At 67.5% G+C, this 15,824-nt stretch carries 13 protein-coding genes; 1 reads left to right on the top strand and 12 read right to left on the bottom strand.

Going from position 1 to position 15,824, the window contains the following annotated elements:
* Nucleotides 1–17: 17 nt before the first annotated feature.
* The 4 genes from KZC51_RS10540 to KZC51_RS10525 are packed head-to-tail and all read right to left on the bottom strand — an operon-like array spanning nt 18 to nt 4,110.
* A complete protein-coding gene (locus KZC51_RS10540) occupies nt 18–998 on the bottom strand; it encodes an ROK family protein (RefSeq protein ID WP_247629932.1) in 981 nt (326 codons plus the stop codon).
* A gap of 2 nt (nt 999–1,000) precedes the next feature.
* A complete protein-coding gene (locus KZC51_RS10535) occupies nt 1,001–1,915 on the bottom strand; it encodes a carbohydrate ABC transporter permease (RefSeq protein ID WP_247629931.1) in 915 nt (304 codons plus the stop codon).
* Nucleotides 1,905–2,810, bottom strand: coding sequence for a carbohydrate ABC transporter permease (locus tag KZC51_RS10530; protein ID WP_247629930.1), 906 nt, complete (start codon nt 2,808–2,810; stop codon nt 1,905–1,907). Before KZC51_RS10530 ends, KZC51_RS10535 begins: the two co-directional genes overlap by 11 nt.
* A gap of 40 nt (nt 2,811–2,850) precedes the next feature.
* Nucleotides 2,851–4,110: an ABC transporter substrate-binding protein gene (locus KZC51_RS10525; protein ID WP_247629929.1), complete on the bottom strand. Its 1,260-nt coding sequence runs from the start codon at nt 4,108–4,110 to the stop codon at nt 2,851–2,853.
* A 203-nt stretch (nt 4,111–4,313) separates the two neighbouring features.
* On the opposite strand from KZC51_RS10525, the gene KZC51_RS10520 reads away from it, so the two are divergent.
* Nucleotides 4,314–5,465, top strand: a complete 1,152-nt coding sequence (locus KZC51_RS10520; protein ID WP_247629928.1) for an ROK family transcriptional regulator — start codon at nt 4,314–4,316, stop codon at nt 5,463–5,465.
* A 36-nt stretch (nt 5,466–5,501) separates the two neighbouring features.
* Here the strand turns inward: KZC51_RS10520 and KZC51_RS10515 are convergent, their stop codons facing one another.
* The 8 genes from KZC51_RS10515 to KZC51_RS10480 all read right to left on the bottom strand — a co-directional run bounded on the left by KZC51_RS10515 (nt 5,502) and on the right by KZC51_RS10480 (nt 15,759).
* Nucleotides 5,502–6,767, bottom strand: coding sequence for an alpha-L-fucosidase (locus KZC51_RS10515; protein ID WP_247629927.1), 1,266 nt, complete (start codon nt 6,765–6,767; stop codon nt 5,502–5,504).
* Between the two features lie 158 nt (nt 6,768–6,925).
* Nucleotides 6,926–7,954: a ketol-acid reductoisomerase gene (gene ilvC / locus KZC51_RS10510; RefSeq protein ID WP_247629926.1), complete on the bottom strand. Its 1,029-nt coding sequence runs from the start codon at nt 7,952–7,954 to the stop codon at nt 6,926–6,928.
* Nucleotides 7,955–8,014: 60 nt separating this feature from the next.
* A complete protein-coding gene (gene ilvN, locus KZC51_RS10505) occupies nt 8,015–8,524 on the bottom strand; it encodes an acetolactate synthase small subunit (protein ID WP_247629925.1) in 510 nt (169 codons plus the stop codon).
* Between the two features lie 3 nt (nt 8,525–8,527).
* Nucleotides 8,528–10,330: an acetolactate synthase large subunit gene (locus KZC51_RS10500; RefSeq protein WP_247629924.1), complete on the bottom strand. Its 1,803-nt coding sequence runs from the start codon at nt 10,328–10,330 to the stop codon at nt 8,528–8,530.
* Nucleotides 10,331–10,398: 68 nt separating this feature from the next.
* Nucleotides 10,399–12,117: a dihydroxy-acid dehydratase gene (gene ilvD, locus KZC51_RS10495; protein WP_247629923.1), complete on the bottom strand. Its 1,719-nt coding sequence runs from the start codon at nt 12,115–12,117 to the stop codon at nt 10,399–10,401.
* A gap of 9 nt (nt 12,118–12,126) precedes the next feature.
* Entirely contained in the window at nt 12,127–12,924 is a 798-nt protein-coding gene (gene otsB, locus KZC51_RS10490; protein WP_247629922.1) for a trehalose-phosphatase, read from the bottom strand.
* Nucleotides 12,925–13,035: 111 nt separating this feature from the next.
* Nucleotides 13,036–14,445, bottom strand: coding sequence for an alpha,alpha-trehalose-phosphate synthase (UDP-forming) (locus tag KZC51_RS10485; protein WP_247629921.1), 1,410 nt, complete (start codon nt 14,443–14,445; stop codon nt 13,036–13,038).
* A 66-nt stretch (nt 14,446–14,511) separates the two neighbouring features.
* Entirely contained in the window at nt 14,512–15,759 is a 1,248-nt protein-coding gene (locus KZC51_RS10480; protein ID WP_247629920.1) for an MFS transporter, read from the bottom strand.
* Nucleotides 15,760–15,824 lie beyond the last annotated feature (65 nt).

Below are 15,824 nucleotides of genomic sequence, written 5' to 3'. Positions count from 1 at the left end.
CTTGTTCGATGCCATGGTCACGTTCGGCCCGCGTCGACGAGCACGAGGGCACGTCGTGCCGTCTCGATGGCTCCGAGCGCGACCGCATCGCCTCCGAGCCGCGCGGGTGTGATGCGCAGGGGCAGCCCCGACACCGGGGAGTCCGTGCGCAGCGTCTCCTCGATGGCCGGTTCGAGGAGGTCCCACGCGCTCGACACCCCTCCTCCGACGATCGCGTGCGGAAGGTCGAGCAACGTCGCCGCGCTCGCACATGCCAGCGCGAGCGCTCGCCCTGCCGCACGGAACACCGCGATGGCGTGCTGATCGCCCGCACGGGCATGCTCGGCGACGACCCGTGCATCGAGGGCCGCCCCACCGACACGCTCCGCGTAGCGGCGTCCGATCGAGGTTCCGGAGGCGAGTGTCTCCAAGTGCCCGGTCTGACCGCACGTGCACACGTGGTCGCTGTACCCGGGGGTATGGCCGATCTCACCGGCAGCGCCGTGCGGTCCGTGCCGCAGCTCTCCGTCGATGATGACCGCACCGCCGACGCCGGTGCCGAGCATGACTCCGAGCACGTCATGCTCCGAGCGGTCATGCGCGGCCACCTCTCCGAGGAGGAACGCGTTGACGTCGTTCTCGACCCGCACGGGGACCGAGAGTCTCGACTCCAGCGCGTCGGCGAGCGGGAACCCCGCCCAATCGACGAAGGTCGCCGATGCCGCGCGCACGGTGCCGGTCTCGTGATCGATCACGCCGGCCGCGCCGACTCCCACTGCCGTCAGGTACACGTCGGCGCGCGCGGCGAGGTCGCGGGCGAGGCCCGCCGCAGCGTCCGCCATTGCTGCTCCCCCGAGGCTCGCCGGCGCGGGAACGCTGCCCCGCGCCAGGACGACACCGGCGTCGGACACCAGCAGGCCGCCGATCTTGGTGCCGCCGATGTCGATGCCGACGATCCCCGTGGCAGCCGCAGGCGTGTCGATGCCGGTCATGGTCGTCCCGTCGTGCTGTTCGATCACGATCATCGTCCGCCCAGTCCTGCCATCGCGATGCCCTTGACCAGATGCTTCTGGAGGATGATCACCAGCAGCGTGGTGGGGATCATCGAGATGATCGCCGCGGCCATCTGCAGATCCCACCGGGTGCCGGTGAGCCCGGCGAAGCTCGCGAGGCCGACTGGCAGCGTGCCATGGGTGTCGTAGTCGACCGTCACGATGAGCGGCCACAGATAGCTGTTCCAGAACGTCAGGAAGGTGAACACGGCGAGCACCGCGACCGCGGACTTCGACAGCGGCAGGATGATCTGCAGGAAGGAGCGCACGGGGCCTGCGCCGTCGACGCGGGCGGCCTCTTCCAGCTCATAGGGGATGCCACGGAAGAACTGCCGCATCAGGAAGGTTCCGAAGGCGCCGAATGCGAAGGGCAGGACGAGGGCCTGATAGGTGTCGACCCAGTCGAACCACTGCATGACCTGGAACATCGGGATGACCAGCACCTCCGCGGGCACCATCAACGTCGCGAGGAACAGCACGAAGACCGCATCGCGCCCTTTCCAGCGCAGCCGACCGAAGGCGTAGCCCGCGGTCGTCGAGACGACCAGCACCACGAGCGTTCCGAGGATGGCCACGATGAACGAGTTCACGATGTAGGTGACGAAGGGGCCGTAGGCGAAGACATCGACGAAGTTGCTCCACCGCAGTTCCGAGCCCACCAGCGTCGGCGGCATCGAGAACATCTCCGCATTGGGCTTGAGCGCTGAGAAGAATGCGTAGATCAGCGGCGAGACGAAGATGAGCGCCGCGACGTAGATGGCGACGTGCGCGAGGATCAGACGGACGCGCGCGGCTGGGGTGGTGGCTGCGCCGCGCGCCCGACGCACATCACGGCGATCGCGCTGCGACCGCGGAGTGAGGGTGGTGACCGTCTCAGTGCTCATAGTGGACCCACTTCTTCTGCGCGGCGAACTGAAGCCCGGTGATCGCGATGATGATCGCGAACAGGATCCAGGCGGCGGCAGCGGCAAGGCCGAGATCACCGAAGGTGAAGCCCTGCTCCCAGATGTACATGACGAGGGGCTTGGTCGCGTTGCCCGGCCCACCTCCGGTGAGCATCTGCGGCTGCACGAACACCTGCAGCGAGGTGATCATGGTCATGATCGTCGCGAAGAAGATCGAGGGCGAGATCATCGGGATGATGATGCTCCATGCCCGCCGGAACCCCTGGGCGCCATCGATGCTCGCCGCCTCCAGCACGCTCTCCGGCAGCTGCTCCAACGCGGCCGAGAAGATCAGCATGTTGTAGCCGAGCCCCTGCCAGACGCTCATCACCACGACCATGATCATCGCCCACGAGGGGTCTGCCAGGAAGTTCGGCAGCTGGATGCCGAACCACGTCTGGGACAACCCGTTGAACAGTCCCTGCGGCTGCAGCATCATCTTCCACACCAGCACGTTCGCGACCATCGGTGTCACGACCGGGATGAAGAAGAGCACGCGCAGTGCGCCGCGTCCGCGGATGCGCGGACCGAGTCCGAGGGCGAGCACGAGCGAGAGAGCGACGCTCAACGGCACGTAGAGCAGTGTGTACACCGCCGAGTTGCGCAATGCCGGCCAGAAGTCCGGGCTGCTGGTGAACAGCTTGACGTAGTTGTCCACCCCGTTGAATGTTCGTTCGCCGAAGGTCGGCCAGTCGAAGACGCTCATCACGATCGACAGCCCGACGGGCACGATCGTGAACACGGCGAGCCCCACCAGGGCTGGGCTTGCAAATCCCAGCGCCTGGCGGGCCTCCACCTTTGCGAGCGATCCTCGACGTCTCGTCGTGATCGTCATCTCAGTTTCTCTCTGCTACTGCTGCGGCGGCCGGAGTGGGTCACTCGCCGAACTGCGACTGCGCGTTCGTCAGCAGCTCCTCCATCGTCATCTGGCCGTTGTAGACGCTGACCAGGTTCGGCTGGATGTAGCTGTCGAGCTTCTGCCAGTTCTTCGTCATGTACAGCGGCACGGTGTCGCCGAACGCCGCCTCGAAGACGTCCTTGACCTGATCGCGGTACTTCTCGTCGATGGACTCGAAGTACAGCGGCTGCGAGGAGGTGCGCGCCGGGTAGGAGCGGCCGGACGACGCGATGTAGTCCTGCGCATCCTCACCGAGCAGCGAACCCATCACCTTGAGCGCGGCCTCGGGGTTCTCACAGTTCGCGGAGATTCCGTAGCCGGAGCCGAGGATCGGACCGGGGTTGCCGTCGACTCCCGCAGGCAGCGGGACCATTCCGGCTGTGAAGCCGGACTCGTTGTTCAGATAGCTGACCGCGTTCCAGGTGCCGTCGACCGCCATCGCGGCGTTCCCGCCCGTGTACTGGTTCTCGCCCCATCCGGTGTCGGAGGCGGACGAGACCGGAGCGGCCACCTTCTTCTCGGTCACCAGTCCCGCATACCAGGTGGCTGCTTCGACGAAGTCCTTGTCATCGATGTGGAGTGTGCCATCTTCGGACGCTGGCTGCGTGGCCGAGTAGGCGATCGGCATCGACATCCACTGGTAGCCACCCATGCCCATGCCGAAGCCGTACTTGCCGTCCTTGGTGGCGTCCGCGGCGATCGCGTCGAAGTCGTCGAACGTCCAGCCGATCTCCGGCGTGGCCGCGCCACCCGCAGTCAGGAGGTCCTGGTTGTAGTAGACGAGCATCGTGGCGACGTCGAACGGTACCCCGTAGACCTTGCCCTCGAAGCTCAGGATGCCGTCGGCGCTGGGGTTGAAGTCGGCCCAGTCGATGCCGGCGGTCTTCAGGTCGTCGGCGCTCAGCTCCCGGAACCCTCCGGTGTACCCGCCCAGCTGCGCACCGCTCATGCCGGTGATGCAGGCCATGTTCCCGCTGGCCATGTTCGTGGTGAGCTTCGTGAAGAAGTCGCTCCACGGCGAGGTCTGCAACTTGATCTTGATATCGGGGTTCTGCTCCTGGGCGAACGCGACCTGAGCCTCGAGGGCTTCCACGTCCGTCTCGCTGCCGGCCCACATGTCGACGACGATGGTGTCGCCGTCTGCGGAGCCGCCTGCGCTGCCGGTGCTCGCGCATCCGGTCATCGCCACGGCGACACCCGCGACCGCGACCACGGCGCCTACTCGCATCTTCTTCATTGAATGTCTCCTCGGGAAGGAAGGAAGGTTAATTCGGGAGTCGAAATAACCTAGTAGGATTTCGTATGAAGTTACGCTGTCACACTTCCCTGGGCCGTGCAAGCCGAACATCCGATGTTTATCGGACCTTGATAATTCGTAACCTTCACGAAACAGATGTCGCCCCCGATACGCTGAGCCCAGCTCCGATAAGAAGGACCCCCATGATGAACCTCGCAGATCGACCAGCCGAGGATCCGCATTCGCGACGCATCCTCGATCTCGTCGCCCGCGGAGAGGCCCGCTCCCGCAGCGAGCTCGCCGCCCGACTGGGGGTGGCGGCGTCGACGGTCGGCCTGCGCGTGCAGGCACTCCTCGACGCCGGGGTGCTCGAAGAAGCAGGGGCAGGTTCATCCAGCGGCGGACGCAGGCCCCGCGTCCTGCAGATCGCCGGGGACGGCATCGTCCTCTCCGTCGATCTCGGCGGCGGGCACGCACGCGTCGGGCGCCACAGCCTGAGCGGCGCGCTCCACAGCACCCGAACGATCGAGATCGATCTGACCGACGGCCCCGCAGCCACGCTCGCACGTGTCGCCGAGGTCTTCGACGCCCTCGCCGACACCGCCAGGATCCACGCGATCGGGGTGAGTCTTCCCGGCCCCGTCGACATCGAGACCGGCTCGGTGCACCAACCGTCGCGCATGCCGGGCTGGCCGGGATTCCGCGTCGGCGAGCACCTCTCAGCGCGCTACGACGTGCCCGTCGTGGTCGACAACGACGCCAACCTCGCCGCACTCGGCGAGCACCGCGAGCAGTTCGGACATACGCACCACAGCATCACCGTGAAGGCGGGGACGGCGATCGGCAGCGGCATCATCGTCGACGGGCGCGTGCACCGCGGCGCGACGGCTGCGGCAGGAGACATCACCCATACCCGCATCGACGGCAGCGGCGACGTCCCCTGCTCCTGCGGCAACACCGGGTGCCTCGAGACCGTCGCCAGCGGGGCGAGCCTGGTGCGGCAGATGCGCGCACGCGGCAACGACCAGGTGCGCACGACCACCGATGTGCTCACCCTCGCCCGCGACGCCGACCCCGAGGCCACCACGCTGGTGCGGACGGCGGGGACGCATCTCGGCCAGGCGCTCTCCGGCGTCGTGAACTTCTTCAACCCGCACGCCGTGTTCCTCACGGGGAGCATGAGCGCGTCCGAGCCGTTCATCGCGGCCGTGCGCAGCAGGGTCTATGAAGCCTGCCACCCCCTGGCCACGCAGCGCCTGCGGATCGAGGCCGCCACGACCGGTGCCGACGCCATCCTCCATGGCGCCGCGCGCCTCGCCCTCGAGGGCCTGGACATCCCGGTGGCGACCGACTGAACCGGCGCCACCGGGCGGGTCACTCCCCCGGCGTCGTCATTCGGCGGTCAACGTCAGCTCGATCACCGGCAACAGCACGTCGGGGCGCTGCACGGGCAGGTGCACCGTCAGCGTACCCTCGTCCTCGCCGGCCGGAGTCATGAGATCGGCCTGCTGCTGCGGATCCGACACGCTCGTCTTGAGCCAGGAGCCGTCGTTCAGCAGTCGCGCGTACGAGACACGCCCCGCCAGTCCCGGCAGGTGCACGAACCCCAACGGCCAGGCGAAGAGGTGCAGGTAGAGACGATCACCGCGGCGGGTGTAGACGCCCTCGCGCGGCGGGGCGAACGGAGCGTGACCGGCGCCGACCACGGCGTCGCGGTGCAGAGCCATCCAGTCGCCGATCTCGCCCAGCGTCGCGGCGTCTCGCGGCGCGATGGCACCGCGCCCGTCCGGGCCGATATTGAGGAGCATGTTGCCTCCCATCGACACGGAGTCGACCAGCATCTGGGTGAGCATCGTCGCCGACTTCTGATCCGTGTTGTCACGGTGGTATCCCCACGAGCCGTTGAGCGTCTGGCACGCCTCCCAGGTCAACGGCACCCCGTCTCGCTCGATCGGCGCGGTGGGCTGGTACTGCTCGGGAGTGACGAAGTCGGCGGGGATACCCAACCGATCGTTGACGAGCATGTCCGGCTGCAGCTCGCGACACAGCGCGAGGAGGGCATCCGCGTCCCAATCGGCCGGCCCCTTGCCCGCCCAGCCGTCCTTCTCTTCCGGATAGGTGAAGTCGAAGAAGAGGTAGTCGATCTGTCCGTACCCCGTCAGCAGCTCGCGCACGTGCCCGTGAAGGTACTCGCGATAGCGCCCCATGTCCCGTCCCTCGTTCAGCGCGTGAGCGTTCTCGTCGTCCCGGCGGGGGTGATTCCAGTCCACGGTGAAGTCCGGATGATGCCAGTCGATCACCGAGTGGTACAGGCCGACCTTGAGCCCTTCGGCGCGCACGGCATCGACGAACTCCCGCACCAGATCCCTGTCGACGGCGACCCGGGAGGTGAAGTCGGTGAGCTGCGAGTCCCACAGGCAGAACCCGTCATGGTGCTTGGTGGTGAGCACGACGTAGCCCATGCCGGACGCCTTGGCCGTCCGCGCGATCGCGCGGGCGTCGAAGCGATCCGGATCGAAGTGATCGAAGTACTGCCGATAATCGTCGTCGGTGAGGCGCTCGTAGTTCTGCACCCACTCGTGCCGTGCGGCCGCGCTGTAGAGGCCGAAATGGACGAACATGCCGAATCGGGCCTCGTCGAACCAGTCGTCAGTCATCATTCCCTTTCGAAGTCGAGTATCTCTATCCTGGCACAGACATCCGATGTCTATAGAGAAGGTCGTGCAGAGAGACGAAGAACGGGCACCCCCGAAGGGATGCCCGTTCTTTCGACTGTCGAATCAGCGCGTCAGCGCGTCAGCGCGTCAGCGATGAGTCAGCGCGCGGCGCTGCCGTCGACGTAGTCCTCGTCCTGCTGCTTCCACGCGAAGAGCGAGCGCAGCTCCTTGCCGGTGACCTCGATCGGGTGCTGCTCTTCCTTGGCGCGCAGAGCCAGGAACTCCTCGGCACCGTTGTCCTGGTCGTCGATGAAGCGCTTCGCGAACGCGCCCGACTGGATGTCGGCGAGCACACCCTGCATGCTCTCCTTGACGCGAGCGTCGATGACGCGCGGACCCGAGACGTAGTCACCGAACTCTGCGGTGTCGGAGATCGACCAGCGCTGCTTGGCGATGCCGCCCTCCCACATGAGGTCGACGATCAGCTTGAGCTCGTGCAGCACCTCGAAGTAAGCGATCTGCGGCTGGTAGCCCGCCTCGGTCAGCGTCTCGAAACCGGCCTGCACGAGGTGGCTGACGCCACCGCAAAGCACGGCCTGCTCGCCGAACAGGTCGGTCTCGGTCTCCTCCGTGAAGGTCGTCTTGATGACACCGGCGCGGGTGCCGCCGATCGCCTTCGCGTACGAGAGCGCGAGGTCCCAGGCCTTGCCCGATGCGTCACGCTCGACGGCGATGATGTCGGGGATGCCGCGACCGGCGACGAACTCGCGGCGGACGGTGTGTCCGGGGGCCTTCGGCGCGACGAGGATCACATCGACACCCTCGGGGGCGTCGATGTAGCCGAAGCGGATGTTGAAGCCGTGCGCAAACGCCAGCGTCTTGCCGGCGGTCAGGTTCGGCGCGATCGACTCGCTGTAGATCGTGCGCTGGTGCTGGTCCGGCGCGAGGATCATGATGACGTCGGCCCACTCCGTGGCCTCGGCGACGGTCTTGACCGGGAAGCCGGCCTCCTCGGCCTTCGCGGCGGACTTGGAGCCCTCCTTCAGCGCGATGGCGACCTCGACGCCCGAGTCGCGCAGGTTCTGCGCGTGGGCGTGGCCCTGCGAGCCGTAGCCGACGATCGCGACCTTCTTGCCCTGGATCAGGGACAGGTCTGCGTCGGCGTCGTAGAAGATCTCGGTGCTCACGTGTGTTTCTCCTTGTTCGTGGTTGATGCGGGACCGATCGGCCCCTGAGTTCTGGGGGGGTCAGCCGCGCAGGACGCGCTCGCTGATGCTCTTGCCGCCGCGGCCGATGGCGAGGAGACCGGACTGGGCGATCTCCTTGATGCCGAAGGGCTCGAGTGCCTTCAACAGCGCCTCGACCTTGCCCTTGTCGCCGGTGACCTCGACGACGAGCGCATCCGGTGCGTAGTCGACGACCGAGGCGCGGAACAGGTTCACGACCTCGATCACGTTGGAGCGGGTGACGTTGTCGGTGCGCACCTTGATCATCATGTGCTCGCGTTGCACGGAGGTCGAGAAATCGAGCTCGACGATCTTGATGACGTTGATGAGCTTGTTCAGCTGCTTGGTCACCTGCTCGAGCGGGAGCTCGTCGACGTCGACGACGACCGTGATCCGGGAGATGCCGGGCACCTCCGTGACGCCGACGGCGAGGGACTCGATGTTGAAGCCGCGGCGGGCGAACAGCCCCGCGACACGCGTCAGAAGACCGGGACGGTCCTCCACCAGCAGACTCAGCACGTGGGTCGACATGTCTCAGACCTCCTCATCGAACGACGGCGCGTGATCACGCGCGTACTGGACGTAGCTGTTGCTGACGCCCTGGGGAACCATCGGCCATACCATGGAGTCGGCGCTGACGACGAAATCGATCACGACCGGGCGGTCGTTGGTCTCGAGCGCCAGCTGGATCGCTGCGTCGACCTCCTCCTCCTTCTCCACGCGGATCGCCAGGCAGCCATAGGCTTCGGCGAGCTTCACGAAGTCGGGGATGCGGATCGTGCCGTGACCGGTGTTCAGGTCGGTGTTGGAGTGGCGTCCGTCGTAGAACAGCGTCTGCCACTGGCGCACCATCCCGAGCGACGAGTTGTTGATGATCGCCACCTTGATCGGGATGTTGTTGATCGCGCAGGTGGCCAACTCCTGGTTGGTCATCTGGAAGCATCCGTCGCCGTCGATCGACCACACGACGCGGTCCGGCTCTGCCACCTTCGCCCCCATCGCGGCCGGGACCGAGTAGCCCATCGTGCCGGCCCCGCCGGAGTTGAGCCAGGCGTTGGGACGCTCGTACTTGATGAACTGCGCAGCCCACATCTGGTGCTGGCCGACGCCGGCTGCGTAGATGCCCTCGGGACCGGTGAGCTCGCCGATCCGCTGGATGACGTGCTGGGGGGCCAACAGACCGTCGGTCGTGGGTGCGTAGCCGAGCGGGAACTCGGTGCGCAGACCGTCGAGGTACGACCACCACTCCTCGATGTCGGGCTTGGCCCCCTCGGTCGCTCCGCGGAACGCGGCGGCGAGGTCGATGAGGACGTCGCGCACGTCGCCCACGATCGGCACATCGGCCATGCGGATCTTCGAGATCTCCGCGGGGTCGATGTCGACGTGCACGACTTTGGCGTTCGGTGCGAAGAGCGCCGCCTTGCCAGTCACACGGTCGTCGAAGCGTGCGCCGAGCGACACCAGCAGGTCGGCCTCCTGCAGCGCCAGGACAGCGGGGACCGTGCCGTGCATACCGGGCATGCCGAGGTGCTGCGGATGGGAGTCGGGGAAGGCGCCGCGGGCCATGAGCGTCGTCACGACCGGCGCGCCGGTCGACTCGGCGAGCTCGAGCAGCTCGGCGGACGCGCGTCCGCGGATCACGCCACCGCCGACGTAGAGCACCGGCTTCTTGGCGGAGGCCAGCAGGGCGGCCGCGGCCTGGATCTGCTTACCGTGCGCCTTCGTCACCGGGCGGTAGCCGGGGAGGTCGATCTTGGGGGGCCACACGAACGGCGCGGTGGCCTGCTGCGCGTCCTTCGTGATGTCCACGAGCACAGGACCGGGACGACCGGTCGACGCGATCTCGTATGCGGCGGCGATCGCGCCGGGGATCTCGGCAGCGTCCTTCACGAGGAACGAGTGCTTGGTGACGGGCATCGTGATGCCCACGATGTCGGCCTCCTGGAAGGCATCCGTCCCCATCAGCGTCGAGAACACCTGGCCGGTGATCGCGAGCAGCGGCACCGAGTCCATATAGGCATCGGCGATCGCCGTGACGAGGTTGGTCGCGCCGGGGCCGGAGGTCGCGATGCAGACGCCGACCTTGCCGGATGCGGCTGCGTAGCCCTCGGCGGCGTGACCCGCACCCTGCTCGTGGCGGACGAGGATGTGACGCAGGTCCTCGGCGTCCATCAGAGGGTCATACACCGGAAGGATCGCACCGCCGGGCAGACCGAACACATCGGTCACCCCGAGCAGCTCGAGCGAACGGACGACGGCCTCGGCGCCGGTGATCTCCGGCGCTGCGGACTGGCGGGCGGGTGGTCTCGGCACGGCCGAGACGGAATCAGCAGTCATGATGTTCCTTCTTGGTGGTCTGTGGAGCCGTAGTCATCCGGCGAGCGATCCTGAACGATGTCGAAGGATCAACCGGTGGTCGCGCCCTCCGCGGCGGACCGCACGAGACGTGAGTACTTGGCAAGGACGCCACGGGTATAGCGCGGGGGAAGCGGCTCCCAGCCAGAACGGCGGGAGGCGAGCTCCGCCTCGTCGACGAGTAGGTCGAGAGAGCGAGCTGCGATATCGACCCGTATCAGATCACCATCGCGCACGAAGGCGATCGGACCTGCGTCCACCGCTTCGGGTGCTATGTGGCCGATGCACAGGCCGGTTGTGCCGCCTGAGAATCGTCCGTCCGTCAAGAGTAGTACATCTTTTCCGAGTCCCGCGCCCTTGATGGCCGCGGTGATGGCCAGCATCTCGCGCATGCCGGGTCCGCCCTTTGGTCCCTCGTAGCGGATCACGACGACGTCGCCCGCCTTGACCTCACCGGCGGCGAGGGCGTCCATCGCGCCGCGCTCACGCTCGAACACGCGCGCGGGGCCTTCGAAGACGTCGGCGTCGAAACCGGCCGACTTGACGACGGCGCCCTCGGGTGCCAGCGAGCCGTGCAGGATCGTGATGCCACCCGAAGCATGGATCGGGTTGTCGAACGTGTGGATGACATCGCCGTCGACGGGATCGGGGTTGAGATCGCGGAGGTTCTCGGCGACCGTCTTGCCCGTGACTGTCAGTGCGTCTCCGTGCAGAAGCCCTTCGTCGAGCATCGCCTTCATGATCACAGGGATGCCGCCGTGGCGGTCGACGTCGTTCATGACGTACTTGCCGAACGGCTTCATGTCGGCCACGTGCGGCGTCTTGCTGCCGATGCGGTTGAAGTCGTGCAGGCTGAGGTCGATCTCCGCTTCGCGGGCGATGGCCAGCAGGTGCAACACGACGTTGGTCGACCCGCCCAGCGCCATCGCGAGGGCGATCGCGTTCTCGAAGGACTCCTTGGTCAGGATGTCCTTCGTGGTGATCCCCTGACGGAGCAGGTTCACGACGGCCTCGCCGGAGCGGTGCGCGAAGTAGTCGCGCCGACGGTCGGCCGAGGGCGGCGCAGCGGATCCGGGAAGGCTCAGACCCAACGCCTCGGCGACGGACGCCATCGTGTTCGCGGTGTACATGCCGCCGCACGCTCCCTCACCCGGGGCGAAGGCGCACTCGATGCGCTTAAGGTCCTCTTCCGTCATCCGACCGGCCCGGCACGCGCCGACGCCTTCGAACGAGTCGATGATCGTGATGTCCTTCTCGGTGCCGTCCGAGAGCTTGACCCATCCGGGCGCGATGGATCCGGCGTACAGGAACACGCTGGATAGCCCGAGTCGCGCGCTGGCCATGAGCATGCCGGGGATCGACTTGTCGCAGCCGGCGAGGAGCACGGATCCGTCCAGCCGCTCGGCCATGATCACGGTCTCGACGGAGTCCGCGATCACCTCACGTGAGACGAGGGAGAAGTGCATCCCCTCGTGGCCCATGGAGATGCCGTCCGAGACGGAGATGGTGCCGAACTGCAGCGGGTATCCCCCGCCGGAGTGCACGCCCTCCTTCGCGCCCTGAGCGAGACGGTCGAGGCTCAGGTTGCACGGCGTGATCTCGTTCCAGCTGGAGGCGATGCCGATCTGGGGCTTCTCCCAGTCCGCATCGCCCATGCCGACGGCACGGAGCATGCCGCGAGAGGTTGTCGCCTCGATGCCGTCCGTGACGACGCGGCTACGGGGCTTGATGTCGATGGGCGCGCGGGGGGCCGACTCGTTCGAGGACATGCAGGAAGTCTATTCCTGCAGGGCGGCTCGCTCGTCCGCCAGCGCCTCCAGAAGGAGGGCGATCTGTTGTGGGTTCTCCACACGGATCGCGGCGGCGCTCTCACCGGGCCCTACCCTCACCCCCAGGTCGCCGTCGCCGAGCACGCGCATCGCGTCCTCATCGGTCACATCGTCTCCGGCGAACACGATGCCGGTCGCGCCGAGACGCTCGCGCAGGGTCGCCATCGCGGCGTCCTTGCCCTCGGTGCGCGACGAGAACTCCAACACGCGGTGGCCGGCGCGGCGACGCCAGTGCGGGAACCGTGCCGCGACGAGCTCGTCGATCTCCGCGAAGACCTGCTTCTCGACCTCGCGGTCGGCGCGACGCGTGTGCACGCCCATGCCGAAGGTCTTCGGCTCGAACTCGGCACCCTCGTGACGCTCGATGATGGGGCGCGCCGCCGCCCAGAGCTCTTCGCGCGCGCCGTCGTCTGCTGTCTCGCCAGCGGCGTCGGCGTCGCCGTCGCCGGGGAACCAGTACTGCGCGCCGTGGGAGCCGGCGAGCACGATCGGGGAATCGTCGTCGTGCTCCGTGATCTCACGGAGGTCGTGCAGGCTGCGGCCGGACACGTAGGCCACGACCGTGTTCGGCAGCGCAGCCAGTCGCGCGACCTGCGCGGCGACCTCGGGAAGGGCGCGTGCGGCCATCGGATCGGGCACCAGCGGCGACGCGGTCCCGTCGAAGTCGAGGGCGACGACGAGCCGATCGGTGGCGGCTACCGCGCTCACGTCGGCATCGGGCACTCCGGGGATCCACACGCGCGTCACAAAGTCTCCATTCTCCGCAGGGTTCTTCTCACGCCGGAGGCTCGCCTCCGGCAGGGGATCTCGAACGAGGGTTCGTCCTCCAGTATGGCCGTGCACGACTCGGCGGCGTGCTCAGCGGCTGTGGACCTCCGCCAGTGCCTTCAGGAATGACGAGGACCAGGCGTCCACGTCGTTGTCGAGCACCCGACGGCGCAGCGAGCGCATGCGCCGCGACTGCTCGGCGGGAGACATCTCGACCGCGGTCATGATCGCGTCCTTCACACCTTCGATGTCGTGCGGGTTCACGCGCACGGCCTGCCGGAGCTCGTCCGCCGCCCCCGTGAACTCGCTCAGCACCAGGACCCCCCGGTTGTCCGCTCGGGTGGCGACGTACTCCTTCGCGACCAGGTTCATGCCGTCGCGCAGAGCCGTGACGAGCATCACATCGGCGGCGAGGTACAGCGCCACCATCTCCTCGCGCGGATATCCCTGATGAAGGTACCGGATGGCGGTGTGCCCCATGGTGTCGGTGTCGCCGTTGATGCGGCTCACCGCGAGCTCGATCTCATCACGCAGGTGCACGTAGGCGTCCACACGCTCCCGGCTGGGGCTGGCCACCTGCACGAGCGTGACATCCTCGACCTTGAGGCGCCCCTCGGCGAGGAGCTCGCCGTACGCCTTGATGCGGTGGCGGATGCCCTTCGTGTAGTCCAGACGGTCGACTCCGAGCAGGATACGGGCGGGGTTGCCCAGGCTCGCGCGGATCTCGGCGGCACGCGCCTTGACGTCCTCACGCTGGGCGAGCTCGATATACGGCGCGGTGTCGATCGAGATCGGGAAGGCGCGGGCCACCGCGGTCCGCGTCGCCCCGCCGTTCTCGACCACTGTCACGTGCGAACCCTTCACCTCGTAGCGCAGCCGTCGTCGCACCGCGGTGAGGAAGTAGGTGGCGTCCTGCGCCCGCTGGAAGCCGATGACATCTGCGCCGAGCAGGCCCCGCAGCACCTGGTCGCGCCAGGGCAGTTGCGCGTAGAGGCCGTGCGCGGGGAACGGGATGTGGTGGAAATAGCCGATCGTCACGTCGGGGCGCAGCTCGCGCACCATCTGCGGCACCAGCTGCAGCTGGTAGTCGTGCACCCAGACCGTGCCGTCCTGCGCGACGGCGGCCACGGCGGCCTCCGCGAACCGTCGGTTGACAGTCACATACGCGTCCCACCATTCCCGGTGATACTGCGGCGGCGCGATGACGTCGTGGTAGAGCGGCCAGATCGTGTCGTTCGCGAAACCCTCGTAGTACTCAGCGACCTCGGAGGCGCTGAGCGGTACGGGGATGAGGTTGATGCCGCCGTTCTCGAAGGGCTCCATCTCGGCGTCGGGCTGCCCGGCCCATCCCACCCAGGCGCCGTTCACGTTCCGCATCATCGGCTCGAGCGCCGCGACGAGGCCGCCGGGCGAGGTCCGCCATCCGACCTCACCGTCGGGGCCTTCGACTCTGTCGACCGGCAGCCGGTTGGCGACCACCACGAAATCTGCAGCGACCAAGATGACTCCTCACGCAGGCGGTAGCTCCCAGGCTATCGAGGTTGGCGACCGCCCGCCGTCCGATGCTCAGGCCTTCGCGGTGCGACGACGCCGGCGAGTGCTGCTGAGCACCCAGTTCAGCAGTCCGGCACCGAAGGCCACGGCCGCCGCGAACATCGGCAGCACCAAGGCAGCGGAGGTGCCGACGTTCTCCGCGATCTCCCCCGCCACGGCGGCGCCGAGCGACTGGCCGACGACGATCCCGGACCCCAGCATCGTCATCACGGTGGCGGAGCGGCCGCGCGGGCTGAGCGCCGCGCCGAAGCTGTACTGGGTGACGAGCGTGGGGCCGATGCCGATGCCCATGATCGCCAGCGCGAGCATCATCATCTCCGGCGAGTCGACCAGGCCGAGCAGGAGCGAACCGGCGAGGAGGATGCCGGCGAAGACCAGCCAACGCGCCCGCAGCGAGAAGGCAGGGGGCAACCACGCGACGCCGAGCGCGAGAGCCGCCGACCCGACGCCCATGACGCCGTACAGCAGGCCTGCCTGCTCTGCGGCATCGCGATCGGCCATGAACGAGGTCAACGAGGTGAGCATGGTGCCGAAGAAGATGCCGACGCCCAGGATGCCGAGGATCACGACCAGGAGCTGCGGCCGGAACAGCTCCGACGCCGAAGACAGCGCCTTGCCGTCTTCGCCGCGGTCTCGGGAGACGTGACGGGCGCTCGGGTGAAGGGCGAAAGCTCCGACGAACACCACCGTCAAGATCGCGGCGCCGACCAGCGGGGCCCACGGCGCGATCGCGGATGCGAGGATGCCGACGATGAAGGGGCCGAACACGAACACGGTCTCGTCCGCAGCCGACTCGTAGGCCATGGTGCCCGAGACGGTGCGCGGCTGACGGTTGTCCTCCACCCGCTCGCGGATGAGGGTGACCAGGCGCGAGCGCGACAGCGGCGACACCTGCGGAGCAGTCGCGCCGATACCGATCGCCGCGATGAGCACGAGTGCATCCGGGGATGCGCCGTACACGACGACCGTGAACAGCAGCAGCATCGTGCCGTTGGCCAGGGCCACGATCAGCAGCACCACGCGCTGTCCGAAGCGGTCCGCCGCCGCGCCGAGTAGCGGCCCGAAGCAGGCCGTGCCCAGGCCGACCGCAGCGGAGGTGAGCCCTCCGAGCGAGAGCGAACCGCGCGCGGAGACGACGACGGTCAGGACACCGACGACCATCATGGCGAACGGCAATCGCGCGATGAAGGCGATCAGGAAATAGGGGAACCCGGCGATCCGGAAAAGGTTCGGCTCGGTGGAGATGTGCGTCTGGGTCATTGGCTCTCGCGCGCCCGAAGACGCGAAGTCGGGTGCCGCCGCTGTCCGCCGAGAAGTCGACGGCC

The organism is Microbacterium croceum (genome assembly GCF_023091245.1).
Lineage (GTDB): Bacteria > Actinomycetota > Actinomycetes > Actinomycetales > Microbacteriaceae > Microbacterium > Microbacterium croceum.
The sequence above is the reverse complement of the archived record's forward strand: the minus strand, read 5'-3'. Positions and strand labels throughout refer to the sequence as shown.